We start from the raw sequence: 25737 nt of genomic DNA, 5'->3' as shown, positions 1-25737 counted from the left end.
TTTTAACCTGCCATTTCTGAGTTTGGTTCAATTCGCCGACGAGACACCATCAAACAGGCTGCCAAGTCTCCTCGACAGCCTCATTAAATATAGTTTTACGCTTGTTTACTCTCACCAACCGGTTTCCCCTCACTAGCTGGCACTTCTTCTTCCCACCATAAAGCTTCATCAGGATCCTGCAAGATCTCTTTGATCTCGCCTGGGTCTTCTACAGCTGGAAGAGATCCACGCAATGAACGGCCTGCTGTTTCTTTGACAAAGAAAGCTACAACAACAATGCCGATCGTACAGACAGCCATTAAATAATAGGCCGGCAGCAGTTTATTATTGGTTTCTTTCACCAGCCAGGCGACAATGAGCGGAGTCGTTCCGCCAAAGATGGAAGTAGAGACATTGTAAGTGATGGCTAGTGATCCATATCGAACGTTTGTAAAAAATAAAGAAGGAAGTGTTGCCGGGAGCGTTCCCTGAAAAGCGGTGAGCAGACATCCCAGAATCAGCACTCCGAAGAAGGCATTATTGCCATTTTCATTCCCTGCTAGCATAAAGGCCGGTATGCTCAAAAGAATGGTTAGAACCAAAGCTCCTATCAAAACTTTATTTCTTCCAATCCGGTCACCCAAATACCCCATCCCCAAAACGAAAGGAATCATAATAACCATTACAATGAGAATGAGCAGCAGCCCTTTTGTTTCTCCATAACCAATCTGTTCAGAAAGGTAAGTCGGCATATAGGTTAGCACCATGTAGACAATTGTATTGTAAAAGAGCACAATGCCTACACAGATCAATAGGGATCTCCAATGATTGAGGAAAATTTCTTTAAGAGACGAATCCTTCTTCTTTTCCTCTTGTTCTTCCTCCATTGCCTGAAAAGCAGGTGTTTCCTCGAGGTGAGAACGGAAATATAAACCGATTAAACCTAGTGGAGCTGCAATAAAGAACGGAATTCTCCAGCCCCATTCCAGCATGGCTTCCGAACCTAGAATAAAGGTCAGCAGGGTCACAAGCCCTGAACCAGCAATATAGCCGGCCAAAGTTCCTACCTCTAAAACGCTTGACATAAAACTGCGCTTTTTATCCGGTGTTGATTCTGCAATAAACGTCATGGCCCCAGCGTATTCACCGCCGGTTGAGAAGCCTTGCACCAATCTGGCAACCAGCAGAAGGATGGGCGCCACAATCCCGATCGACTTATAGCCGGGTATTAGCCCGAGACTGAGTGTTGCAATCGCCATCATGATCAATGTAATGGCCAGTACCTTTTTTCGCCCTAAACGGTCACCCATTATTCCAAACACTACACCGCCGATCGGCCTCGCGATAAATGCTACTGCAAATGTCGCAAAAGCATAAATCACCTGGGCAGAAGAATCGACTTCAGGAAAAAACACTTTGCCAATGGTTACCGCTAAATAAGAATAAATACCAAAATCAAACCATTCCATGGCATTACCGAGCGAGGTCCCCAGTATCGATTGTTTTGCGATTTTTGTATCAACAACCGTAATATCTTCTTTTTGTAATCTATTACTATTTTTTCTATCCACAGCGTGCCTCCTCATACTACATAAAATTAAAAGTTGTTGTACTAAACCATTTCCCTAAATCAATCCCAAACTAACCATTTTCATATAAAAAGGCTGCCGAATCAGCCTCGGCAGCCTGCAACAATTTTATCGGATGTTTCCTACATTTTTCTGCTGAGATCCCAAAATGCTTATTTTTTCTTTCAATGCTGCTCTTTCATTTCTCTCCCGAACTTCTTCCTTCCACCACAAAGCTTCCTCTGAATTTATTAGTATTTCCTTTATCTCACTAGGATCTTCTACAGCGGGGTACGATCCCCTTAATGATCTTCCTGCTGTTTCTTTAACGAATAATGCTACTACAACGATCCCGATAACACAGACCGTGATCAAATAATAAGCCGGCAGCATACTGTTATTCGTTGCTTTAACGAGCCATGCTACGATTAAAGGTGTAGTTCCGCCAAAGATGGAGGTTGAAACATTGTACGTTATCGCCAAGGAACCATATCGTACCTCTGTGAAAAAAAACGACGGCAATGCTGCAGGTAATGTGCCTTGAAAGGCTGTAAACAAACAGCTCAGGGTCAGCAATCCCAGAAAAGCCAAAATGCTTGAACCCGTGCCCATCATGAGGAACGCCGGAATGCTGAGAACGATCGTACCGATTAACGCTCCTTTAATCAGGCGGTTTCTTCCGATCCGATCACCCCAGTATCCCATTGCCAAAACAAAGGGAATCATTGCCATCATGACAAATAGGATGAGGACCAGCCCCTTTGTTTCACCAAAACCAAGCTGTTCTGATAAATAAGAGGGCATATACGTAAGAATCATATAGTTTATGGTGTTATAGAAAAAAACGACGCCAATGCAAATCAAAAGGGAACGCCAGTGCTCCGTAAAAATATGTTTCAGGGAGGTTTGCTGTTTCCTCTCTTTTGCCGATTCCTTCATCGCCTGGAATGCCGGGGTTTCTTCCAGATGCGATCTGAAATAAAACCCGATCAGCCCTAAAGGTGCGGCAATTAAGAAAGGAATTCTCCAGCCCCATTCAAGCATAGTTTCAGATCCAAGCAGAAAGGTAAGCAGAGTAACGAATCCCGATCCGGCGATGAACCCGACAAGTGTTCCGACTTCAAGGCCGCTTGACATAAACCCTCGTTTCTTATCAGGTGTAGATTCAGCGATAAACGTCATCGCACCTGCATACTCTCCGCCGGTTGAAAAGCCTTGTATCATTCTTGCAACAAGCAATAAAACTGGTGCTGCGGCTCCGATCGTTGCATAGCCCGGAATGAGTCCGATGCTTAATGTGGCAATGGCCATCATGATTAACGTTATGGCCAAAACTTTCTTTCGGCCTAAACGGTCACCCATCATTCCAAACACTATACCGCCGATCGGCCTCGCGATAAATGCCACCGCAAACGTGGCAAAAGCATAGATTAACTGGGCAGAAGGATCGATTTCAGGGAAAAATACTTTACCAATCGTAACCGCTAAGTAGGAATAGATGCCAAAATCAAACCACTCCATGGCATTGCCAAGGGATGTTCCAAATATTGATTTTTTCGCAATTTTATTGTCAACAACTGTGATATCCTCTTTGGTCAGCTTTTCTATTTGTCCTCTTTCCACATCGTACCTCCTCTTAATACCGTAAATCTTGCTTGTTTTCTCACTCATCTCTTTTCAGTTAGATAGTTTATAACAAACGACTTTTGGTTCTGTCATTTCTTGTATCGCAAATTTAATGCCTTCCCGTCCCAAGCCTGACTTCTTCACCCCGCCAAACGGCATGGCATCGATTCGGTAGTCACTGCTGTCGTTGATCATGATGCCTCCTACATCCATCCTGGCAATCGCTTTTTGAGCTTTATCAATGTTTTTTGTAAAAATACCTGCCTGCAGCCCGTAGCTTACTTCATTGGATTTATCAATGGCCTCATCCACATCCGCAACAGCGTATAGGAGTACAACCGGGCCAAAAATTTCTTCTTTTGCAATCGTGCTGTCATCGGGAATATTCTTTAGAACGGTCGGAGAATAAAACGCTTGATTACGCTTGCCTCCTGTCAGCAGTTCAGCGCCTTTATCAACGGCTTCGTTCACAAGACTCTCTACACGAATCGCCTCCTTTTCAGTGATTAGCGGACCTATATCGGTAAGCTCTGACAGCTTATCGCCTACGATATACTGTTTTGTTCGCTTAACAAACGACCTTTCAAAATCGGACATAATGCTCTGCTGCACATAGATTCTCTGCACACTCAGGCAGTTTTGGCCGGCTGCCCAATAGGCCCCGGAGACTGTGGATTCAACGGCATCATGCAAGTCCGCATCTTCCAGAACAATAACCGGAGAATTAGAGCCGAGTTCCATACTCACCTTTTTTAAGCCGGCTTTTCTTACAATCTCTTCTCCAGCCTCTACTCCTCCTGTAAAGGAAATCATCCGAATGGCTGGGTGAGTGACAAGAACATCTCCGATCTCGCTTCCATGTCCCGTAATGACGGACAATACTTTTGTAGGCAGCCCCCCATGGGCAAATGCCTCAGCAAGCAGCAGCGCACTTAGCGGAGTGACCGTTGCCGGCTTTACGATGATAGCGTTTCCTGAAGCAATTGCCGGCCCTACTTTATGGGCGACCAGGTTCAGGGGGTCATTAAATGGAGTGATCGCGCCAATGATTCCAATTGGAAAACGCTGATAGTAGCCGACCCGGTTGTTGTTCCCTTCCATTTGGTCAAAGGGAATGGTCTCCCCCTGAATCCTTCTTGCCTCTTCTGCACTGATACGGAGGGTCTGAATGCATCTTTCGGTTTCTTTAGCAGCTTCACGAATCGTCTTGCTGCCTTCCTTCGCAATGGTCAAAGCGTACTTTTCTTTATTGGCTTCAATGTAGTCTGCCGCTTTATGAATGACAGCCATCCGTTCATACACCGGCATGGCGGCGGCAATCTTTGCTCCTTCTTTTGCGTGCTCAATACAAGCCAGCATATCTTCTCTTGAAGCTGCAGGAACAGTGTCTATCATTCTGTTATCCTGCGGGTCCCGAACCTCAATGGTTCTATCACGGTGTACCCATTTTCCTGCTAAAAACATCTTTTGGCCAGCAACCTGAGTCGTCATCAACATCCCCGCCTTCCACTGTTTAAATGTTTACGAGTTTTTTTTCGCGATCAATGTTAATTAAATCGATTAACAAGGAAAAGCCTGTTTCAACCTTACCTGCACCTGCTCCGCTTAGCGTAACAGTTCCTAAGAGATCACAATCATAAGCAATGGCGTTTACAGCTCCGCTGATGGAAGCAAGTGGATCAGTCATATCGATCTTTTCAGGAGCGATAGAAGCATTAACTTTCCCGTTTTCTTTACGAGCTTTGGCCAGCAGTTTCCACCGTTTCCCTTCGGCTTTTGCCTCTTCAATATCCGTCAGGGTGAGATCTGTAATCCCCCGGCATGATACTTCTTCTACCAGCAAAGGTTCATTCATCACATAGTTTGACAGAATGGTAATCTTATATCGCGCATCATAGCCCTCAACATCACTGGTTGGATCGGCTTCTGCATAACCCAGTTTTTGGGCTTCCTTCAACGCTTCCTCATACGTTACTCCCTCTTCTTCCATTTTGGTTAAGATAAAATTGGTAGTACCGTTTAAGATGCCCCGAATTTCTGTAATCTCATTCCCCGCCAAAGCGGCAGCAGGCATCCTTAATGAAGGGGTTCCGCTCATGACGGTTCCTTCAAATCCCCAGTACACCCCTTCCTCTTTTGCCAATTCAGAAAGCTCTTTATACGCCAATGCAACCGGGCCCTTATTGGTCATGACCACATTTTTTTTCGCCAAGAATGCCGTCCGGCAATGATCGATGGCCGGCTGTCCTGTACGTACATCGGTATACGAAACCTCAATAATGCTATCCGCATTAGTTTCACGAATGGTCCTTAGGCTGTCCCAGCCGGTCACGAGGCCAGGGGCCGGCGGGTAGTTTTCCAGATTTCCAGTCTCCCGCAGCACTTGTAAAACCGTATTAATGTTCAGACCGTTTGGGTGATAGATTGAACCTTTGTTAAAATCAGAGATAGCCACAATTTCAGCTTCAAAATGCTCTTTAGCCTTTAAATGTTCGTGCTTGTCCCTTAGAATTTCAGCCAATCCCTGGCCGACTGTTCCAAACCCAATAAAAGCAAGTTTATGTGCCATATGTGTCTACCTCCACCTTTTCACGGCTCGGCAGGAATACCTCGCCTTTTAAATACTTTATAGCTGTCTGTGCTAGAATCGCTGTCCCGATTGGCAGGCAGTCTTCATTTATATCAAAAAATGGAGTGTGCAAATCTCTCTGGTCTTGTCCTTGCTCGGCACATCCCAGAAAGAACATGGCACCCGGCGTTTTCTGTGTTACATATCCAAAATCTTCTCCGCCCATTCCAAACGGGCCTCTTTTAATCGTGATTTCGGGATAAAGCTCTCTTGCCGCCTCCATAAACCACTTGTTGATGGTTTTATGATTCTTCAGCGCAGGCTCGCCCCGGTCTACTTTGAAAGAGTACTCCCCACCTAGAGGCTGTACAATCGAAAACGCCTTTTCCAATTCTGAGGCGAGCATGCCGCGTATTTCAGGTGAATAGCTGCGAATCGTTCCCGATATGGATACCTCGGTAGGAATAATATTGCTTGCCGAACCCGCATGGATCTCACCTATGCTGATCACGGCTGACTCCATTGCCGATACTTTCCGTGCCACAATGCCATGCAGTGCCTGCATGACAGGCCCCAGCATCCAAATGGGGTCGGCTCCCTGTTCAGGATAAGCACCGTGTCCTCCTGTTCCATAAATTTTGCCCTGGAACACATCAACATTGGCCATGCTGTAGCCATCGTTCACTTGAATAGCACCAGCTGGAAGCCAAGGGCACATATGGAGGGCTATGGCTGCATCTGCTTCATCATAGGCTCCTGCCTGAACCATATATGGAGAACCTGACAGTCCGTGTTCATCAATGCTTTCTTCGGCCGGCTGAAAAACAAATTTTACCGTACCCTGTATATCTCCCCGTTCAAATGCATCTGCCAGAAGGCTGGCAACCCCCAGCAGGATGGACGTATGGGCATCATGACCGCAAGCATGCATCACACCCTCGTTCCCGGATTTGTAACCAATTGCATTTTTCTCTTGAATGGGTAAGGCATCCATGTCTGCGCGGATGGCGATGACCGGTCCTTCCCCTGAGGTAAGGGTTCCTACAACACCAGTGGGAACACCCACTCCGATCTCCGTTTTCATTCCGGGAATCCGCCTTAATGTTTCTGCCACCAGGCTTGACGTTTCAAATTCCTGAAAACTGAGTTCAGGATTTTGATGGATCTGCCGCCTCCATGCAATCAATTTTTCATTCAACCCTTTTACCGAAGCAGCAACAAACTGATGATTTGCCATTTGTCATTCATCTCCTCAAACACACTTGCTATCTTTTAGACTTTTAAAGCATTTTCCACATGTTGAAAAGCCTGCTCAAAGTCTGCAATAATATCTTCGATGTCCTCTATGCCGCAGGAGATGCGGATCAATCCTTCAGGAATTCCCATCGCCGCCCGTTCTTCCGGTGTACATTCCACGTGGCTTGTCGTACGTGCAGGGCCGACGGTTGTTTCTACTGCGCCAAGATTGGCCGCACGGTTAGCAAATTGCAATTTGGGAAGCAGATCTCTGACCGTTTCGACCCCTCCCTTTACTGCAAAGCTGAGCATTCCGCCAAATCCCTTCATCTGCTTTTTCGCAATTTCATGGTTTGGATGTGTTTCAAGTCCAGGATAATAAACTCCTTCTACCAAGTCTTGCGTTTGGAGGAATTTAGCAAGCTCCATTGCATTTTCACCTTGCTGGCGAACACGCAGCTGAAGGGTTTTCATCCCCCTTAAGATGAGGTAAGCAGCCATCGGATCCATCGTTGCTCCGTTGATTTCACGGAAATGATAGATTTTTTCCACCAATTCCCCCGAACCGCATACTACGCCTCCAAGCGCATCGGCATGTCCTCCCAAAAATTTGGTCGCACTATGGATGACAAGATCTGCTCCCAAAGCGAGCGGATTCTGGTTGATCGGTGTTCCGAACGTATTGTCAACTACCACTAACGCACCCGCTTCACGTCCTGCTTTGGCCATCCTCTCAATGTCTGTAATTTTAACCGTTGGATTGGTTGGTGTTTCCAAATACAGAATACTGCAGCCTTTTGCTACTTCTTTTTCAATCTGTTCATGGTTGCCCGTTTCACATAACGCAACCTCGATCTGCTGCCGGGGGAGGAATTCTGTGAATATTTTATTGGTTCCGCCATAGGTATCCTTGATGGAGACGATCCGGTCACCAGGCACTAAAAAAGTAGAAAGTGTATTGCTGATCGCTGCCATTCCTGTTGAAAAACTCGTAGCTGATTCGGCTCCTTCGAGAATTTTTACTTTGTCTTCAAAAGCCTGGACCGTCGGATTTGTGTTTCGTCCGTATATATGCCCTTTTTTCTTCCCGATGGCGACGTCATACCAATCATCCATATCGTCGTAGCCATACGCTACACTTAGAACGACCGGCACCTGGGTGGCACCGTGCACCAAATACTCTTTTTCCCCTGCCCACACGGACTTCGTGCCTGCTTTTACGTTTTGATTTGTCATGTGATCACTCCTCGTTAATTTTTTAAGGCTGCTTCTTTGTTTTCTATTTCCAAACCAAGTCCTCGTTTCAACATTTCTTGAAAAGCAAACAAAGCGATGGCGGTATCCTGTACTCCTGTTCCGGTTAAGTCACAGATCGTAATCTGTTCTTCATCCTGCCGGCCTACTGTTTTTTGCGAAGTCAGCTCCCCGAGCTCAACGATAGGTTGTTCACGGGATAAAAGTCCTCGATCATATGCATGATGAAGTTCGCCTAACCGCTCACATTGAGCGATGGTGTCGCAAACAAGCCGGCCGGCCTGTGCCAATACTTCAGCCTCGAGTTCCTGCTTGTGCTCGGCGTCCGATCCCATCGCTGTAATATGAATTCCTGGATGGAGCCATTCTGCTTTAATCACCGGTTCCTTTGCCGGCGTAGTTGTAATGACGAGATCACTGTTACGTACAACCGCCTCTGCGCTTTCGACCGCTTTGACCTCAATCCCAAGCTCAGCTGACATTTCCTCTGCATAGGCCGTCGCCCGTTCAACTGACCGACCATAGACGAGCACCTCTTGAAAGTCCCTTACTAGCCGCAAGGCTTTTACCTGGTATCTCGCCTGGCTTCCTGAGCCGATCACGCCAACGGTTTGTATCTTTTCTCTTGATAGATATTTAGCAGCAATAGCACCGGCGGCAGCCGTACGAATATCGGTAAGATAACCGTTATCAAGCAAGATCGCCTGCGGCACACCTGTTTTTGCACTGATGAGCATCATCAGTCCGCTTCCGCTCGGCAGGCCGATCTGGTAATTGTTAAAAAATCCAGAAGACACTTTAATCGCAAACATGTCTTTCCCTTCGACATAGGCGGTTTTCACGTCCACTTCTCCGTTATGATCATGAACATCAACCCGCATGATGGGCGGCATGGTTACTTTATCTTCGGCTAGGTAAGAAAAGCCTTCTTCAACAACGGAAAGAGCGTCCAGGTTTAATGAGATATGCTGCTTCAATTCCTGCTCTGTGAAAATATACATTTTTCTCTTCACCCCTTTTAGTTCATGTTCGTTTCCAGCACTCCATCTTTGATAAACAGTTGTCTTGGCATTGAAGCAAAGGCTTCACAGCCGTTCGCAGTTACCCGGAAAGATTCGCTGGCCTCAAAGCCGTATTGATCAAGCCAGATTCCGGGGATGAGGTGGAAGGTCATATTCGGCTGCAGAATGGTTCGGTCTCCTTTCCGGATGCTTGCCGTGTGCTCACCCCAGTCCGGTGGATAATTAAGTCCCATCGCATAGCCAAGCCGCGATTCTTTAACAATGCCGCTTTTGTGGATCGTCTTTCTCCACGTTTCTTCAATTTCCTCACAGGCAATTCCCGGCTTGATCATGTCCAGGCATGCATTCAGCCCTTCTACTACAACATCGGAAAGATTTTTGAGCTTGTCGGATGGCGGTCCGATATTTACTGTTCTTGCAAGCGGGGAATGATACCGTCTATAGCAGCCTGCCAGTTCCAAAATGACGGAGTCCCCTTTTTTATACCGGTCATCCGTCCAAGTTAAGTGAGGAGTAGACGTTTTTTCTCCTGAAGGCAGCAGGGGCACGATCGCCGGATAGTCACCGCCAAAGTCTTTCGTCCCTTTGATTTGGGTATGAAAGATCTCGGCGGCCACATCACATTCCCTGACGCCTTCATTAATGAGCCCGATTCCTTTCATCATGGCATTTTCCACAATTTCAGCAGCGCGTTTCATATACGTAATTTCGGCATCTGATTTTACGAGGCGAACCCAGTTTACTAATAATGTGGCATCTTTAAACGAAGCATTGGGCAGCCCCTTCTTTAACTGCTCATAACATTTAGCCGTAAAGTAATAATTGTCCATCTCCACACCGATCGAACGCTTGTCCTGCCCGATCTGCTTTAGGATATCGGCCACAAAATCCATAGGATGCTTCGAGTCTGATTGGACATATTCGTCGGAATAAGGAATCAGGTTCTCATGATAAAGCCATGACGTTGCTTTTGCCCCATTGGCATCCTGGCCGCGGCCGATCCAGATCGGCTGATCTTCGTCATTAATAACGATCAGCATTTGATGGACGTAAAACGACCATCCATCGTATCCTGACAAATAGTTCATATTGGCCGGGTCTGTAATCAGGAGGACTTCTATCCCTTTCTCTGCCATACTCTTTTTCGTTTTATAAATTCTTTCCTGATATTCAGCTGTCCCAAATGACATAGGACCTTCCCTCCTGTTTCTGTGTTATTATTAGAATTTTATGAATAGTGAATTTATAAACTCAGTATAGAACAACCTCCATCTATTCATCATCTGCAAAAATGTATGAACTTTTGTAAAAAGTTTTAGTCAATTTTTTAGAATAGCTAGCACACACAAAAAAAGAGCTTGTCCATGTTCAGACAAGCCCTCAAATATTTTATTAATAAAAGATTGTTAATTTATCTTTGAAAGTATTTAGCTGTTAATAGGATATCGTGCTTCAGTTAACCCTAATTTCCAGGTTTTGATGCTGAGGTCCAATAAAAATAAATCGTCCGTGTCGATCAGGGAAAGACCGGTCAGGGTCTCTATTTTACGCAGCCTGTACAATAGGGATTGCCGGTGAAGATTTAGCAGGCGCGCGGTCTGACTCACATTTCCGTGGCATTCATTGTAGGCAGTGAACGTTCCGATAAGATCCATAGTGCGCTGCTGGTCATATTGAATAAGCGGTTCGATCGCTGATACGATGATTTCTTTCATTTCTTTGTTCTGTGCAAGAGTCAACAACACCCGGTCAACCTTTGTATTTTCATACAGTACCCGGTGTCCTGCTCCCTTCTTATTTCTTCCGATCTGCAGTGCGGTCTTTGCCTGGTCAAATCCTTTTTTAAACGCAGTAACCTCCTCCTGGTGCCCGCCGATTCCCCATGAAATGATGACATCCGGCAGCAGATTCCGGAGACGCCTCTCAACTAGATCCAAAAAATGATGTGCAGGGTTCTCATTGCTTGTAATTTCTACAAAAAGGATAAGTTTTTCCCCTTGATAGGTCATCATCACTTCTTTTTTTAGAGATTGTGCCGCATAATAAATTTCTTCCTCAATATAGCGGATCATGCTGTCAAGCCAGTGCTCATACGAAGCATAGTGCTGCTTTCTTTTTTTGAACAATAGTGCCAGGTTTTCAGGATAGCCAGCAATACAAACATAAGGGAGTTTAATATTAAACCCGAGCAATTTTGCTCTGGATTCAGCTTGTTCCCGGGAAGAAAACTCTCCTTTTGCCAATTCCAGAACAAAATCACTGCGAAGACGCATCTCCGCTTCTTCAATGGCATTTTGGCGCGACAGCCAAAGAGCGATCGTGGTAGCTGAATGTTCGAGCACGTTCACACGGTATTGATTTAAAAACTCTTCGATCACCAAATCGTTTGGAGGCAGAACAAATAAATATCCCTGTATATCTCCTGAAGCCTTTAGTATTGGCAGTTGAAGAATTGACTCACCCTTACGTTCAATAAGATGAAATTTTTGAAACATCGGATCCTGCGGCAGAACGGCAGGTGTTTTTTCTGTGGAGATGCAATCTTTCATGTCATAGTATTTCCATCTGGCGCCAGGCTTGCATGCTTCAGCCCTGTCCTGAATAATTCCCGCTCTGTCCGTAATAACGAGAGGACAGCCTATATGTTTTTGAATATAACCGGATATTTCGTTCAGGCTTGTCTCCTTCAGAATGAGTTTAAGGAGTTCCTGCTGAACTTTTTCAGATTTTTCCCGGTCTTTAAACTGCCTGTCATTGAGTTCTCTAAGAACATCTTCAATGATGGTAGCAAAACGGATTTCCCATGGAATTTCAATAATGATAAAGTTATGTTTTTCTGCAAGCTCCATCACTTCTTTTGGAACATCATATATGTAACGGCCTAAAGCAATAATAAGCGCTGAGGCTTCAGATTGTATGATGTCTTCAACAAATTTTTTGAATAACAAAATATCATGGCCGCACCCAATGGCCGTGCTCAGGACCACTTCATTTTTGCGGACAAAATTCTCTACGGGCATCTCTATAGCAGAAATCCATTGAACATACCGTTCGTTCAGGATATTGCCCCCAGTTCGTACTCTGGCATTTTTCATAATCTTGAAGTTTAATATATCCCCTACTGCAAACCTCATATGAACCCTCCTGACCGCAAGATGTTCCTTCCTGAATTATACATATTGTTAAATATAGCACATCACAATAATCGGGAAGATCTCTACTATATTTTCAACACAAAACCAAATTCCCCTGTACAATCTTACGGTAAAATGGGTAATTTCAAGAAGGTGAGTAGGCTTGAAGAATTCGTTGTACCACCGAAAGATCTACATTATTGCCTGTGATAATGACAGCAATTGCTCCTTCCTGGTGCTCTATTTTCTTTCCTAATAATGCTGCAATTGCAGTACCTGCTGCTCCTTCCATGACCATTCGGTGATGATCCATCATATAGGCCATGCTGTAGGCAATCTCATCTTCAGAGATTAATAGAACCTGGTCCATATACCTTTTTACCATTTCAAAGGTATGGCGATTGTTCAGGCCAATTCCTCCGAGAAGGCTGTCAGCAAGTGTGTCCTTCTCAGGTAATTTTACGGGTTTCCCTGCTCTAAGGCTCTCATACATCACTGCGGATTCTGCCATGGAAACCCCAGTAACCCTGATCCCCGGGTCGTTTGACTTAACCGCCATACCGATGCCGGATAGCAGCCCCCCACCCGAAAGCGGCACGATCACATCAGTTAAACATGGAATATCTTCAAGCAGTTCCAAACCAATGGTACCTTGTCCTGCGATTATGTGCGGATCATCGAATGGCTCGATCACGGTCAATCCCTGCTCTTTTTCTAATGTGAAACATCTTTCGCCAGCCTCATCCTGGCTTTCTCCACAAAATTCAATGACAGCACCCAGTCTCTTAAGAGAATCAACTTTTGCTTTTGGCACCCGGTTGGATATACAAACAGTGGCCTCAATGCCTAGTTTTTTCGCCACATAGGCTACTGCCATTCCATGATTTCCCGTAGAATACGTTGTAACTCCCCTCTTTTTTTCCTCTTCACTTAAACTTAAAATTTTGTTCGCTGCCCCCCGGACTTTAAATGCTCCTGTATCATGAACCGTCTCAAGTTTAAGATAAACTGGCCGTCCTGCTCTTTCAGATAGAATAAAAGATTCAACAGCAGGTGTTTTTTTTATCAGGGAACCGATCCTCTTTTTGGCTCCCCATACCTCCCGAATCGTCACTTCAGCTTTTATACTGGTACTTATTATTTCATTCATGCTGGTCCCCTCCCTGAGTATCATTCCTACTTTGGATTATATAGTATGAATATTCTGCAATCTACTGTTAATAGTGAATAGTGATTGAATTGAGTTTTCGTACAAATTGACATCAAAAAGGCCGTCGGGTTACGCCGGCAGCCTTTAGCTTTTTGTTATTTACCTTCAAGAACAACAGCACTAAGTGCAGGAACCTTTATCTTTTTGCCCAGCAGGGTACCGAGTGATTTGTTTCCCGCTTTCTCACCATTGGCAAGCACCTTCCATGGTCCGACCGTTGGAAGAGAGATCGTTTGTACAGTTTCGTTGGCGTTGTACACGACAACTAGATCTTTTGCCCTGTCTTTGTTTGCGTGGCCTTTCAGATCATAGATGACTGTATTTTTCGGAGCTGGAAGGAACGTTAAGTGACTTCGGATATCCTGTGCTGTTCTCATTCGGAATGCCGGATGGCTCTTGCGCAGCTTGATCAGGCCTTTCATATAATCTACTTCTTTGCTGAAGTCTGCTCGGCGCTGCCAATCAAGCTGGTTCACAGAATCAGGAGATCTGTAGCTATTAGGGTCGCCCCCTTTCGTTCTCATGAACTCCTGGCCGGCATGCAGGAACGAAATGCCTTGTGACGTCAGGATAATAGAGGACGCAAGCTTGTGCATTTTCTTACGGGTATCAACTGAACTCTCCGGATTGGTCAGCTGTAATTTATCCCATAAGGTGTGGTTATCGTGAGCTTCCACGTATGTGATCACTTGCTGCGGATCTTTATAGGTCGCCGTCGTGCTTGGATAATCGATGCCTGCTTTTACACCTTCTTTAATGGCATCCTCTGTACCCGGTTTACCGTTCACAAATCCTTTATCTATATCATTGAACACGCTGCCTTTTAGACCATCACGTATGCCATCGTTGAAATGAGCAATTCCCGGCATTTTTCCGGCATTCTTTTGATTCGCTTTGGTTTCAGGATCAATCGGTGTGTTGAGATCCCAACCTTCGCCAAGCACTATAATAGAAGGATCAATTGTGTTCAATGCTTTTCTGACTTGGTTCATCGTTTCAACGTCATGGATCCCCATCAAGTCGAATCGGAAACCATCCAGATTGTATTCTTTGGCCCAATAGCTCACAGAATCTACGATAAATTTGCGCATCATCTTACGCTCTGATGCCGTATCATTCCCCACACCTGTACCGTTCGCCAACGTCCCATCTTCGTTATAGCGGAAATAATAGCCCGGTACAAGCTTCTGGAAGTTAGACTCCCCTGCTGCGAACATATGGTTATATACCACGTCCATGATGACCCGAAGTTTGTTGTGATGCAGGGTGTTGACCATCTGTTTCATCTCTTTGATCCGGACTGCTGGCTTATAAGGATCAGTAGAATACGAGCCTTCTGGTGCATTATAGTTCTTAGGATCATAGCCCCAGTTGAATTGCGGTTCATTCAATTTTGTCTCATCAACCGTATTATAATCATAGATAGGCAGCAGCTGAACGTGTGTAACACCGAGATCTTTAATATGGTTCAGTCCTGTTTTTACTCCCGCTGGCCCGGTTGTTTTTTCTTCAGCTACTCCCAAGAACTTGCCTTTATGCTTGATGCCGCTTTTTGGATGCATGGATAAATCTCTGACATGAAGCTCGTAAATGATGGCATCTTCAGGAGTGAAGGCCTTCATTCTTTTGTGAAAATGCTTCGGATCGGTATTATCCAAATTGATAACAGCACCCTTATCGCCATTTACCGTTACTGCACGTGCGTAGGGGTCCACGGCTTCATTCCACTGGTCGCCAATCTTTACTTTGTACGTATAAATCAGACCCTCTTGATTGCCGTTAAGAGTTGTTTTCCAAGTGCCTCGCTCGGACTTCTTCAATGGCAGCTCGGTGCCCTTCTCTTCTTGCCATGATTTGTAGACCACGATCTTGGCTTCACTAGCAGTTGGTGCCCAAAGCCTGAAACTCGTTTCTTTTTTAGAATAGGTGTTTCCTAAATCTTTACCGTTATAGAAGAACTGCTTATCAAATTCCGGTGTACGGACCACCTTGCCTGTCTGTACTGCGGCTTCTCCAAAATTCTCTTTAGAGATCTTATAAACTTTTGTAAGATCCAGATTTTTCGAAGTGATGACCTTAACTTTGTTTGTAAAATCGCCTGCTTTGCTGTCATAAGGAACAACTTCTTTTATAGCTGCTCCGCCTGAAAGTGAAAGACCGTGATTTTTTATATCAAACGGGAAGTTGGTTTCAAACGTAATTTCATTGAACCCATCAAGGCTGGCTTTTACGATTTTCGGCGTACGGTCGACCAAGTCTTTGTCATAATAAATGCGCTCCTGCCCCTGTGCGATCCACACTTCTGCAGAACCGTCTTCGTGAAACTTTGTTACGTATCTATCATTAAATTCCTTATCCGCCCACTCATTTCCGGGCACGCTTTTTCTTACAATAAGCCCGATTTTATGAACGTCCTTCAAGTTATCCATCTTGATGTTGGCCACTTTGCCAAATTCATCTTCATCGGTAAATTGAACCGCTTTTCCCTCGCCGTTCTCCGGCCAGGTCCATAGGTTCCAACCCTCATATTGATTGTCGTATCTGAAATAATGAACCTTCACATTAATATTTTCATAAGCAGGAAGGTCTCGATACTCTCCATCTGGCGGCTCTGTGTAAGTATTGTCATCACCGGACTTCACCCAAACTTCGCCTTCGCCGGCAGAGATATCAATAAAACGGTCTCCACCATCCTTTTCCCAGCTGTCCGTTCTTACGATGAAGCCGACTTTCTTGTATGTACCGTCAAGCTCGATCTCGGCTACCTTTCCGAACTTGTCCTCACCTGTAAACGGATAGGCTTTTCCTTCTCCGCCTTCAGGAAAGACCCATAAATTCCAGTCCTTCGTGCTGCCTCCTGCAGGCTTGTAGTGAATCGTGACTTTTGTTTTTCCAGACGTCGTTTCCGCAAACGATTGCACAGAATGAAAAGAAAAAAGACCTCCAATGACTAAAGTAAAAATCGAGAGTAATGCAATAAATCGCTTGATCGATGCCAACTTCATTCCTTATCCTCCCTTTACATTACAAAATGTGGATTTCAAACATAACTTTATCATGATAAAGAAACAAATGAAAGCGGTTGCACAATAGATAGGTAAATAGTCTTATTGGCAAAAAAAAACGAATTAGAGGGTTCTAATCCGTTTCCGGGTTTACTTTTTCCAGTAACTCGCTGTAATACCTGACTTGATCAGGAAACAAAGCCATCTCTTTCTTTCCTTTTTCACTGACTCCATACATTCCCCTGGCAATTTTCTCAAACCAGCCATAATAATTTTTGTTCAGGATCGAGAGGGTTTTCGCACCTGTCCCTAGCTCCCGAAGCGCTTTTGGGGACAACGGCCCAAGCTGATCAAGCAGATAGGCGATCTGGATGCAGTTTTCTTTGTAGGCGGTCATGAGCTTCGTTTTGTTGCTGCCTCCAACGTTATAATCTCCGTTTCTTCCTTTAATTTCTTCCAGAAGCTTGGTTCGTTTCTTCTTATACCTCTGCTGGCTTTTTAACCGGTCAAATGCTCCGGGAGAAAGAACGGTTTCCACTACAGGTCCGCTCTTTAGAAATGAAACGAGCAGCAAGCCAAGCTCCAGCCTTCTGATCAAATGAAGGATGTTCTGCCACTTTTTTGACCTTAATTTGTATTTAGGCTTCGGGATAGCGATGTATACAAGATCCGTCAGCCTCTGTCTGTTCGTTGCCTGGACGAGGAGGTCAACATTGAGATTCAGCTTCAATTCTACAATAATCAGTTCATCTTCCTTGACTATCGCAATGTCACAGTGGTTGACCTCTCCATGCACTTCAAAGCCTTTTTCCATAAAAAAATCTCTTACTGGTTCGTACAAGTCTGTTTCATATCGTTTGTCATTTTTGTTGTTCATAAAAACCTCTGCCTGTTTTCGCAACCATTGTTGCTCTTGAGAGTGGTTGATTTCCGTTTCAGGATGCTCGCTTTCCGCGGGGCGTGCGCTGAACCCCTCGACGCTAGCGCCTGCGGGTTTCACCTGTCACGCTCGTCCCGCTGGAGTCTCGCACCTTGCACTCCAATCAACAATCATTGAAGACTTTTCACAAAAATGTTCCCAAAGCACATTCTTTTAGAAAAGATAGGTTTTAATTCATTTTTAATTTAATTTTCAGGTGAATTTAATTGCTCTTAAGTATGGTTGATGATGTAATCATCCATTTCAATAAAAAAGGAGGAAATAGATTTGGAAAACATTGAAAACACTCAAACCTCAATCGGACGCCAAATGCTGAATAAAGTTCCTGAGGTTACGATTTTCTTTTGGATCATTAAAATTATGGCCACAACGGTTGGTGAAACAGCAGCCGATTTTCTTACCTTCAAGCTGCACTGGGGACTGACCAATACAACCTATGTCATGAGCGTTCTCTTGATCATCACCTTGGTCTTTCAGTTTAAAGCAAAAAAGTATATTCCCGGTATTTATTGGCTTGCCGTCGTGCTCATCAGCGTAGTTGGGACTTTGATCACCGACAATCTCACCGATCATTTCGGAGTGCCTCTGGTGACATCGACGATTGTTTTTTCCATCGTATTAGCCATTACCTTCGCAGCATGGTATTCCAGTGAAAAGACCCTTTCAATCCACTCCATCTTTACAACGAAACGGGAAACCTTTTATTGGCTCGCTATTTTGTTTACCTTTGCACTTGGTACAGCAGCCGGAGACCTTGTCTCTGAAGATATGGGATTAGGCTACTGGAAATCCGGAATTATTTTCGCTGCCGTGATTGCTTTAGTAACTCTTGCTTTTTACAAGTTTAACATGAATGCCGTTCTTTCCTTCTGGATCGCCTATATTTTAACACGCCCACTTGGCGCTTCAATCGGCGATTTTCTTTCACAGTCCCACCATGCAGGAGGACTTGGTCTCGGAACGACTGGAACAAGTGTGATCTTCTTGGTTATTATTTTGGCTCTCGTTACTTATCTGACGAAGACACGAAGAGATGAGTCCCCGCTGGAAAGTTAACCTTTATGCTAGCATAAAAAGCGCTCCATTTTCAGGAGCGCTTTTTTGTATGCTTACATTTTTTTATTTATAATTCTTCAAAATCACCTTTCGCAAGCATTTCATAGTACTCTGTTTCTTCAATCTTTCCTTTTCTGTCACAGTATTCACATGCTGTATCTGTATCAAATTCTCCCGTTCCCTCACATTCAGGACATGAGATATACTCATCCTCCTCTAATGAAGATGATCTAAATTGAAAGAGCGAAAGAAGTTTTTCTAAAATAGCCACAATACATCGCCTCTATTTTAAGATTTGATGGTTCAGTATTTAACAGTTGAACCTTGTGTCCACTTTAGCACGTACAATTCTTTATTTTCGGTTTTTCATTTATTATTAATGTTCTCCTCAGCAAATTTTAATGTTATACCTCTTGAGTCGTTTGGTAAAAAATCGGAATTCGTAATTCAACCTCCGTCCCTTTTCCTTCCCTGCTTTTTATATCAATATCGCCTCGATGAAGCTTCATAATGATTTTAGCAATGGATAGCCCGAGGCCAGTTCCTCCCGTCTCTCTGGATCTTGCCTTATCCACACGGTAAAATCGTTCGAAAATGTGGGCGACATCTTCTTCTGGTATGCCGATTCCATAGTCTTTCACATGAATAAAGGCTTGCCCTTCTCTTTGGCGGACCGTGACTTCTATTTTGGCTTTGCTGTATTTTATCGCATTATCAAGAACGATGATGATTACCTGTTTTATCTTTAATTCATCAGCTTCAACAACAACTGGCGGATTATCCTGATGAAAGAGGATTTCCCGTTTATAAATACTTTTTAGCTGTCTGGCAAGGCTTTCGCAAACTTGAGTAAGATTTACTTTTTTGACATGTAATGAGGTTTCATTTTCAGAAGAGGCCAGATCAAGCAGTGTCTCTGTCATTTTTTGCATCCTCATCGCTTCCTGATGAATGGCTTCAATCGCTTCTTTTGAGAGTTTTTCGTTTTTTAATCCTCTTCTTCTTAATAGGTTCGCATAGCTGCCAATAACCGTGATTGGCGTTTTTAACTCATGGGAGGCATCAGAAACAAATTGCTTCTGCCGTTCAATATTTTCTTGCAATCTGCTGATCATGCGATTAAATGTGTTGGCAAGTGTATAGAGTTCATCCTTCGATTGATTTTGGATAAATATCGTTTTAGGAACCCCGCTCTGTTCAATGTCTTCCATCGTTCTAATCATTCTGGAGATTGGCTTCATGATCACGTTGGAGAGCAACCTCCCCCCTGCCAAAGAGAGGAGAATCGTAATGGCTGAACATGCAGCTAAGATGGATAATAGCTTGTCTTTCTTCACCTCAAGCCCTGATACCCTCTGTGCAATCTCCATCGTATAGGAAACAGTTTGATTCGTTAAGATGGGAACGCGGACAAACTGGAACTGTTCTTCACCGATCTGCCGCAGCTCGGATTCCTCTTTGGGTGAAAATTCCGCTTTTACCTTTGCCAAGTCTTGATCATCCGTAATTTGCTTGATGACCACTGAATTCTTATCTACTAAACGAATAAAAGAATGATCCGACAGATAGACTTCCAACAAGTCCTTAGTTAAAACTCTTGAACCCTGATTTTCTGTTTTTTTAATAATCTCGTGAGCCTTCTGAATGAGGAATCGTTCTTCAATATTGCCGATGGTTTTCATAAATGTAAAAAAAACAAGAACATTCATGATGAGAAGGATAAAGACCAGCCAGGCTGTTGTTAAGATGTTGATCTTTGTGGTGATTTTCACTTTACTTCTCCTTCATGGTGTAACCGACACCACGAACGGTCTGAATTAATGGATCGGATGAATCATCTTCGAGTTTTTTCCTCAGGTGCCGGATATAAACATCGATCACATTGGTTTCTCCTTCAAATTCATAGCCCCAAACATTTGTTAATATTCCTTCGCGTGTAACGATCTTATTTTTATGATGAAGAAGATAAACAAGCAAATCATATTCTTTTGGAGTAAGTGATATGCTTTCTCCACTTCTTGTCACTTCCCTTGTTTCTGTGTTCACACTTAAATCCTTAATCGAAATCTTCGGCTGCTCGTTTCGGTCCGCTTGCCAGCTGATGATGGAAGAGTGATAGCGGATGGAGGATCGCACCCGCGCCAGCAGCTCTTCAATCTCGAACGGCTTCGTGACATAATCGTTCGCTCCCAGATCCAGGCCCATCACTTTATCCAGGGTTGTATTTCGGGCAGTTAATAAAATTACCGGTGTATGGCTGCCTGCTTTTCGCAGCCTTCTTAACACTTCTATTCCGCTCAGTTTCGGAAGCATGACATCCAAAAGGATCAAATTATAATTTTCTCCTAGCGCGTTCTCCAGTCCTGACAAGCCATCATGCTCGATGTGGACTTCATAATCCTCATATTCCAGTTCTATTTTAAGGACTTTAGCAATCTGCACTTCATCTTCCACGACTAGAATCCGTTGTTTCACTCCATCTCACCTCTTTAATGCTGTACTATTATTTTTCAACTTTATCATGAGACACGTTTCAAACTTCTTATTTTAATTGAATTTTAATGTGGTCTTCAGTGTTTTTTCAGTTTACAGAACTATACTTAATTTTTGATACAGAATCATCCACACCTGAGATTCTATGTATGTAAGGAGAGAAATGTATGAATGATATTATCTTTAAATGGATCAACAGCTTGGCAAATCAATCGGTCTTTTTGGATAAAAGTATGATTTTGCTGACCAACAGTGTGCCCTATTTAGCCGTAGCCATGATCTTGCTGCTATGGTTTATTCCAGGAACGTCACACCATATAGAAAATAAACGTACCGCGATATATGCTGGATGTACAACTGCCTTCACGCTATTGCTGAATCTCATCTTACACCTTGTTTACTATCATCCACGCCCGTTTGCCGTACACCATGTACACAAACTGATACCACACTCCATGGATTCTTCTTTTGTGAGTGATCATGCCATAGTAGTATTCTCTATCGCATGGATTTTATGGATGAGGGGCAGCCGTTGGCGTGTGCCTGTCCTCTGTTGGGCGGTATTGATTGGAATCTCACGTATCTTTGTGGGTGTTCATTATCCGGCTGATATTGCAGGTAGTGCAGTAATTGCTTATGCATGTGGATATTTGGTCGTGCGGTTTTCAGCTAAGCTGGAATTTTTCGTACAGTTTATCTTGAACGTATACCGCAGAGTAAATTTCTTTGAAACAAATGAACTTGAAAGAAAAGAAAAACTATAACCTATTGTGGAAGTGATCACACATGGAACAGCACATCAGTTATCTTCTTGCACATTTTGGTTATTTCGGGATTATTATGGCTTTGATTGGAGGAATTGTAGGACTTCCTGTACCTGACGAGCTGTTCCTCACTTTTATTGGATATCATATCTTTAAAGGTGAGATGGCCTACATTCCAGCTTTACTCAGTGCATGGGCTGGATCGGCTGCAGGAATATCCATCAGCTATCTTTTAGGCGTTAAATTAGGTTTACCGTTTTTAAAGAAATTCGGCCCAAAGCTTCATCTTACTGAGGATAAAATCGATACAGCAAAAAAACTTTATGATAAATACGGTCCCTTCCTTTTGTTTATCGGTTACTTTATACCGGGTGTAAGACATATGACCGCATATCTTGCGGGCATAAATGGTTACTCGTTCCGAAAATTCTCCTTTTTCGCTTTTACAGGCGCCCTGATCTGGACCATTACGTTCCTGACCTTTGGATACCTTCTCGGAAACCAATGGAAATCCATAGAGATGTATATGTCAAAATTCAGTGTAATCCTTGTGATGCTGATGGCATTCAGCTTGCTGTTTTTGTGATTAAAAAAAGAAAAACGATTTAAGTTCGAAGCCTCAGCCCTTTAAATATCAGGGCTGGGGCTTTTGTCTTATAAATCCTTCTCACCATATCTTTACCTAAACATATTCTGTATTACCACCACCATGGGCATAAGCCCGTTTAAGGAATATGAAACGATGAAGGGAGAGAAAAAAATGGGCGTTGAACTTACAGCGCTTCATTGGATTTATGTCGTGTTCATCTTTTTGATTATCGGCTTTATGGTATTAAGACGGGATACGACCCTTGTCTGTATCATCGGGATCTTCCTAATTGCCATAACAGCTACAGGCTCGTTAAGTGCTTCCGTCAGCAGCATCTTCAACAGCTTTGCTTATGCAATCACTGAGCTGCTCTCTACTATCCTGGTCATCTCGATTATCGTGGCGATGAGCAAAACGCTGACGGCTACAGGGATTAATGATGTCATGATCTCCCCGTTTTCAAAGCTGATACGGACTCCCGCTCTCGCCTACTGGACGATTGGGGTTCTCATGATGATCATCTCCTGGTTTTTCTGGCCTTCTCCTGCAGTAGCCTTGATGGGAGCCGTCCTGCTTCCTGTCGCAATACGTGCCGGGCTCCCCGCTCTCGGTGTGGCGATGGCGATGAACCTCTTCGGCCATGGAATTGCATTGTCTGGTGATTATGTCATCCAGGCCGCTCCCAAACTGACAGCCGATGCTGCCGGACTCCCGGTCAGCCAGGTCATTCATGCCAGCATTCCTCTTGTGGCGGTGATGGGAGTTGTGACGACACTAGCTGCTTTCTACTTTTTAAAACGCGACTTAAAATCCGGAAAATTAACGGCAGCTACTGGACTTTCAACCGCAGCCGAGCCAAAAGAACTGCCTCAGAGCCATATAAACCTTCTTTCTGATGGCCAAAAACGCTTGTTTGCTTTGCTGATTCCTCTGTTGTTTGCTCTTGATGTTGCCGCCATGTACATTCTTAAACTTCAAGGCGGCGATGCGACCGCACTGATCGGTGGAACTTCCGTATTCATTCTTCTGCTCATCACCATGGCGAGCCACAAAAATGAAGGGCTTGAAAAAACAACAAGCTACTTGATTGAAGGCTTTCAGTTCGGTTTTAAAGTATTTGGCCCGGTCATTCCGATCGCTGCCTTCTTTTACTTGGGAGATGCTGGTTTTATAAAAATCATCGGTGATTTTCTGCCAAAACACTCTCACGGCATCGTCAACGACTTAGGCGTCTCTCTTGCTTCTGTTGTGCCATTAAGCAAAGAGGTTGGTGCCGTTACGCTTACCGTAGTGGGTGCTATCACCGGTCTTGACGGCTCTGGTTTTTCTGGTATATCGCTTGCTGGTTCAATAGCCGCTTTGTTTGCTCATTCCATTGGAGCAGGAGCAGCTGTGCTTACTGCTTTAGGGCAGATTGCAGCCATCTGGGTAGGGGGCGGCACCTTGATTCCGTGGGCGCTGATACCCGCTGCGGCTATTTGCGGAGTTGATCCTTTTGAACTGGCCAGGAGAAATCTTTTGCCGGTTGTCATCGGTCTCGTAGTAACGACCATCGTCGCTATGTTTATCATCTGATCCGTATGGAGAAACTCACACATGAAAATGTGTGAGTTTTTCTTTTTTTCTGACTAACACCCTTTGATTTCCCTTTTTGGCTTATATCCGTTATAATGCGCACCAAGGATGTTTTGAAAGGAGTGGAATGATGAAAAAAATCATTTCGGTACTAATGGTGTGTTTACTTGCCGTAGCATTAACGGCTTGTGGATCAAATGATAAAGAGAAAAAGGCTTCGGACAACAACGATAAAGCGAAAACGTCCCAAGCTCAGAAAAAGCAAGAAAAACAAATGAAAGAAATGCAGAAAAAACTTGAAGCTCAAAAAGTAGGAAATAAAAAAGTTGTTGCGACAGTAAACAATGAAAAAATCAAAGGCAAAGACTACAACCAGGCTCTTTCCTCCTCCCAAATGCAGATGCAGCAGATGGGACAAGACCCTTCTTCTAAAGAAGCGGCAAAACAGATAAAGAAACAAACGATTGAAAGCTTGATCGGACAGTCGCTGATCATGCAGGATGCCAAGAAAAAAGGCTATAAAGCATCCTCAGCTGAAGTAAATGCTCAGCTTGAAAAAACAAAAAAACAATATAAAGGCGAGAAAAATTTTACCGCCGCTCTCAAACAGGCTAACCTTTCTGAATCTCAGTTAAAAGCTCAGATCGCGGAGGGAATTACTTCTCAAAAGTATATTGATAAAGAAGTACCTGCCGATACAGTAACTGATAAAGAAATTCAGGATTACTACAACCAGTATGCCAAGCAGGGAACAGGCAAAGGCCAAAAGCCTCCAAAACTGGAAGAAGTAAAACCGCAGATTAAGCAGCAGCTCGAACAGCAAAAGAAACAGGAAAAACTGATGAGCCACGTAAAATCTCTTAAGAAAAACGCAAAAATTGATATTAAAATCTAATACGGTTTGAGAAGGGGTGACTTGAATTGAGTCACTCCTTTTTTTGAGGAATGATTCGGTTGAAACCTTTCAAATCCTTATAGTGAACAAAACAGCATTAATATCTCATACGAACTGCAATTCAGCTGTATTTACACCTTTCCACAGCATCTACTTTCTCCAAAAAGACTCTCCAACAAAATTTTTTTGCATTTAAAAACAACTTATCCGCCTACTCTACATATAGTTTAAAAGACAAGCTAATGGAGGTGGAATGTTTGAAAGTGCTGTATGTTCCAAGGAAATGGATACTTGCCATTATTTTATGTATTGGTATCGGGCTCGGTACATGGTACGTTGTAAAGCCGGAAGCGGTCCAGACAGCTGGTTCCCCAGCGGCATCAAAAAGAATTGTGATCAACATGGTCACTGGAGAATTTAAGTCCAAGCTTGATAATGGCAAGGAAATCGAAGCTTACCGCTGGGACCCCGGAACCATCCATATCCCTCACAATCAGCCAGTGACCTTAAGCATCTATGGAGTGAATGGCAAAGAACATCCGTTTTACATTGAAGGAACGAATGTTAAAGGAAATGTCATTAAAGGGAAAGAAACGGTTCTGCACCTGCGTTTTAAAAAAGAAGGCATTTACCGTCTGATCTGCAAGACTCATGCTGATATCTCACACAACGGTCCCATGATCGCCTATCTTGTTGTTGATTAATCTTCATGCAAAAAGCATTCTGAAGTCACAATCAGAATGCTTTTCTTATGGATTAATCATGAACAGGGGCGAGCTTCAAAAAATTAACTGAATTTACCATTTTTTTGATCTTACTTCA

21 protein-coding genes are annotated in these 25737 nt (G+C 43.9%); 6 read left to right on the top strand and 15 right to left on the bottom strand.

What is annotated here, in order from left to right; translation table 11 throughout:
• Positions 1 to 95: 95 nt before the first annotated feature.
• The 12 genes from LCY76_RS06675 to LCY76_RS06620 all read right to left on the bottom strand — a co-directional run bounded on the left by LCY76_RS06675 (position 96) and on the right by LCY76_RS06620 (position 17480).
• Entirely contained in the window at positions 96 to 1565 is a 1470-nt protein-coding gene (locus LCY76_RS06675; protein ID WP_248251980.1) for an MFS transporter, read from the bottom strand.
• Between the two features lie 111 nt (positions 1566 to 1676).
• Entirely contained in the window at positions 1677 to 3218 is a 1542-nt protein-coding gene (proP, locus tag LCY76_RS06670; RefSeq protein WP_272885579.1) for a glycine betaine/L-proline transporter ProP, read from the bottom strand.
• Between the two features lie 6 nt (positions 3219 to 3224).
• Positions 3225 to 4664: an aldehyde dehydrogenase family protein gene (locus LCY76_RS06665; RefSeq protein WP_248251978.1), complete on the bottom strand. Its 1440-nt coding sequence runs from the start codon at positions 4662 to 4664 to the stop codon at positions 3225 to 3227.
• Between the two features lie 22 nt (positions 4665 to 4686).
• On the bottom strand, positions 4687 to 5742 hold the full coding sequence (locus LCY76_RS06660; protein ID WP_248251977.1) for a homoserine dehydrogenase: 1056 nt from the start codon (positions 5740 to 5742) through the stop codon (positions 4687 to 4689).
• A complete protein-coding gene (locus tag LCY76_RS06655; RefSeq protein ID WP_248251976.1) occupies positions 5732 to 6979 on the bottom strand; it encodes a M20 metallopeptidase family protein in 1248 nt (415 codons plus the stop codon). Before LCY76_RS06655 ends, LCY76_RS06660 begins: the two co-directional genes overlap by 11 nt.
• A 35-nt stretch (positions 6980 to 7014) precedes the next feature.
• On the bottom strand, positions 7015 to 8214 hold the full coding sequence (locus LCY76_RS06650; protein WP_248251975.1) for a cystathionine gamma-synthase family protein: 1200 nt from the start codon (positions 8212 to 8214) through the stop codon (positions 7015 to 7017).
• Positions 8215 to 8228: 14 nt separating this feature from the next.
• Positions 8229 to 9233 carry a cyclodeaminase gene (locus LCY76_RS06645; protein ID WP_248251974.1) on the bottom strand — a complete coding sequence of 335 codons (1005 nt, stop codon included), beginning with the start codon at positions 9231 to 9233 and terminating at the stop codon, positions 8229 to 8231.
• A 17-nt stretch (positions 9234 to 9250) separates the two neighbouring features.
• On the bottom strand, positions 9251 to 10444 hold the full coding sequence (locus LCY76_RS06640; protein ID WP_248251973.1) for a M24 family metallopeptidase: 1194 nt from the start codon (positions 10442 to 10444) through the stop codon (positions 9251 to 9253).
• Between the two features lie 237 nt (positions 10445 to 10681).
• Positions 10682 to 12388, bottom strand: a complete 1707-nt coding sequence (locus tag LCY76_RS06635) for a PucR family transcriptional regulator (RefSeq protein ID WP_248251972.1) — start codon at positions 12386 to 12388, stop codon at positions 10682 to 10684.
• Positions 12389 to 12533: 145 nt separating this feature from the next.
• A complete protein-coding gene (gene eutB / locus LCY76_RS06630) occupies positions 12534 to 13538 on the bottom strand; it encodes a hydroxyectoine utilization dehydratase EutB (RefSeq protein WP_248251971.1) in 1005 nt (334 codons plus the stop codon).
• A 155-nt stretch (positions 13539 to 13693) separates the two neighbouring features.
• Positions 13694 to 16603: a type I pullulanase gene (gene pulA, locus LCY76_RS06625; protein ID WP_248251970.1), complete on the bottom strand. Its 2910-nt coding sequence runs from the start codon at positions 16601 to 16603 to the stop codon at positions 13694 to 13696.
• A gap of 133 nt (positions 16604 to 16736) precedes the next feature.
• On the bottom strand, positions 16737 to 17480 hold the full coding sequence (locus LCY76_RS06620; protein WP_248251969.1) for a DUF2161 domain-containing phosphodiesterase: 744 nt from the start codon (positions 17478 to 17480) through the stop codon (positions 16737 to 16739).
• A 372-nt stretch (positions 17481 to 17852) separates the two neighbouring features.
• On the opposite strand from LCY76_RS06620, the gene LCY76_RS06615 reads away from it, so the two are divergent.
• Positions 17853 to 18599 carry a COG4705 family protein gene (locus tag LCY76_RS06615; protein WP_248254610.1) on the top strand — a complete coding sequence of 249 codons (747 nt, stop codon included), beginning with the start codon at positions 17853 to 17855 and terminating at the stop codon, positions 18597 to 18599.
• A gap of 67 nt (positions 18600 to 18666) precedes the next feature.
• Here the strand turns inward: LCY76_RS06615 and LCY76_RS06610 are convergent, their stop codons facing one another.
• The 3 genes from LCY76_RS06610 to LCY76_RS06600 all read right to left on the bottom strand — a co-directional run bounded on the left by LCY76_RS06610 (position 18667) and on the right by LCY76_RS06600 (position 21074).
• Positions 18667 to 18870, bottom strand: a complete 204-nt coding sequence (locus tag LCY76_RS06610) for a hypothetical protein (RefSeq protein WP_248251968.1) — start codon at positions 18868 to 18870, stop codon at positions 18667 to 18669.
• A gap of 133 nt (positions 18871 to 19003) precedes the next feature.
• On the bottom strand, positions 19004 to 20371 hold the full coding sequence (locus tag LCY76_RS06605) for a sensor histidine kinase (RefSeq protein ID WP_248251967.1): 1368 nt from the start codon (positions 20369 to 20371) through the stop codon (positions 19004 to 19006).
• A 1-nt stretch (position 20372) separates the two neighbouring features.
• Positions 20373 to 21074, bottom strand: a complete 702-nt coding sequence (locus LCY76_RS06600; protein WP_248251966.1) for a response regulator transcription factor — start codon at positions 21072 to 21074, stop codon at positions 20373 to 20375.
• A 185-nt stretch (positions 21075 to 21259) separates the two neighbouring features.
• Between LCY76_RS06600 and LCY76_RS06595 the strand changes: the two genes are divergently transcribed.
• From LCY76_RS06595 to LCY76_RS06575, 5 genes are all read left to right on the top strand, one after another.
• On the top strand, positions 21260 to 21856 hold the full coding sequence (locus LCY76_RS06595; RefSeq protein WP_248251965.1) for an undecaprenyl-diphosphatase: 597 nt from the start codon (positions 21260 to 21262) through the stop codon (positions 21854 to 21856).
• Positions 21857 to 21878: 22 nt separating this feature from the next.
• Positions 21879 to 22442, top strand: coding sequence for a DedA family protein (locus tag LCY76_RS06590; protein ID WP_248251964.1), 564 nt, complete (start codon positions 21879 to 21881; stop codon positions 22440 to 22442).
• Positions 22443 to 22616: 174 nt separating this feature from the next.
• The gene (locus LCY76_RS06585; protein WP_248251963.1) at positions 22617 to 24020 is read left to right on the top strand and encodes a hypothetical protein; all 1404 of its coding nucleotides are present in this window, start codon (positions 22617 to 22619) and stop codon (positions 24018 to 24020) included.
• Positions 24021 to 24150: 130 nt separating this feature from the next.
• Positions 24151 to 24915: a SurA N-terminal domain-containing protein gene (locus tag LCY76_RS06580; RefSeq protein ID WP_062235746.1), complete on the top strand. Its 765-nt coding sequence runs from the start codon at positions 24151 to 24153 to the stop codon at positions 24913 to 24915.
• Positions 24916 to 25178: 263 nt separating this feature from the next.
• On the top strand, positions 25179 to 25619 hold the full coding sequence (locus LCY76_RS06575; RefSeq protein ID WP_419714980.1) for a cupredoxin domain-containing protein: 441 nt from the start codon (positions 25179 to 25181) through the stop codon (positions 25617 to 25619).
• The last annotated feature ends 118 nt before the right edge of the window (positions 25620 to 25737 follow it).

Origin of the sequence: Fictibacillus marinisediminis, from assembly GCF_023149135.1 — a bacterium.
Taxonomy (GTDB): domain Bacteria; phylum Bacillota; class Bacilli; order Bacillales; family Fictibacillaceae; genus Fictibacillus_C; species Fictibacillus_C marinisediminis.
This window is presented reverse-complemented; position numbering and strand designations above follow the sequence as displayed.

Excerpts from the sequence above, each read along its gene's own strand:
- LCY76_RS06675 (WP_248251980.1), bottom strand. The coding sequence starts at position 1,565 with ATGAGGAGGCACGCTGTGGATAGAAAAAATAGTAATAGATTACAAAAA.
- proP (WP_272885579.1), bottom strand. The coding sequence starts at position 3,218 with ATGAGTGAGAAAACAAGCAAGATTTACGGTATTAAGAGGAGGTACGAT.
- LCY76_RS06665 (WP_248251978.1), bottom strand. The coding sequence starts at position 4,664 with ATGACGACTCAGGTTGCTGGCCAAAAGATGTTTTTAGCAGGAAAATGG.
- LCY76_RS06660 (WP_248251977.1), bottom strand. The coding sequence starts at position 5,742 with ATGGCACATAAACTTGCTTTTATTGGGTTTGGAACAGTCGGCCAGGGA.
- LCY76_RS06655 (WP_248251976.1), bottom strand. The coding sequence starts at position 6,979 with ATGGCAAATCATCAGTTTGTTGCTGCTTCGGTAAAAGGGTTGAATGAA.
- LCY76_RS06650 (WP_248251975.1), bottom strand. The coding sequence starts at position 8,214 with ATGACAAATCAAAACGTAAAAGCAGGCACGAAGTCCGTGTGGGCAGGG.
- LCY76_RS06645 (WP_248251974.1), bottom strand. The coding sequence starts at position 9,233 with ATGTATATTTTCACAGAGCAGGAATTGAAGCAGCATATCTCATTAAAC.
- LCY76_RS06640 (WP_248251973.1), bottom strand. The coding sequence starts at position 10,444 with ATGTCATTTGGGACAGCTGAATATCAGGAAAGAATTTATAAAACGAAA.
- LCY76_RS06635 (WP_248251972.1), bottom strand. The coding sequence starts at position 12,388 with ATGAGGTTTGCAGTAGGGGATATATTAAACTTCAAGATTATGAAAAAT.
- eutB (WP_248251971.1), bottom strand. The coding sequence starts at position 13,538 with ATGAATGAAATAATAAGTACCAGTATAAAAGCTGAAGTGACGATTCGG.
- pulA (WP_248251970.1), bottom strand. The coding sequence starts at position 16,603 with ATGAAGTTGGCATCGATCAAGCGATTTATTGCATTACTCTCGATTTTT.
- LCY76_RS06620 (WP_248251969.1), bottom strand. The coding sequence starts at position 17,480 with ATGAACAACAAAAATGACAAACGATATGAAACAGACTTGTACGAACCA.
- LCY76_RS06615 (WP_248254610.1), top strand. The coding sequence starts at position 17,853 with ATGCTGAATAAAGTTCCTGAGGTTACGATTTTCTTTTGGATCATTAAA.
- LCY76_RS06595 (WP_248251965.1), top strand. The coding sequence starts at position 21,260 with ATGAATGATATTATCTTTAAATGGATCAACAGCTTGGCAAATCAATCG.
- LCY76_RS06590 (WP_248251964.1), top strand. The coding sequence starts at position 21,879 with ATGGAACAGCACATCAGTTATCTTCTTGCACATTTTGGTTATTTCGGG.
- LCY76_RS06585 (WP_248251963.1), top strand. The coding sequence starts at position 22,617 with ATGGGCGTTGAACTTACAGCGCTTCATTGGATTTATGTCGTGTTCATC.
- LCY76_RS06580 (WP_062235746.1), top strand. The coding sequence starts at position 24,151 with ATGAAAAAAATCATTTCGGTACTAATGGTGTGTTTACTTGCCGTAGCA.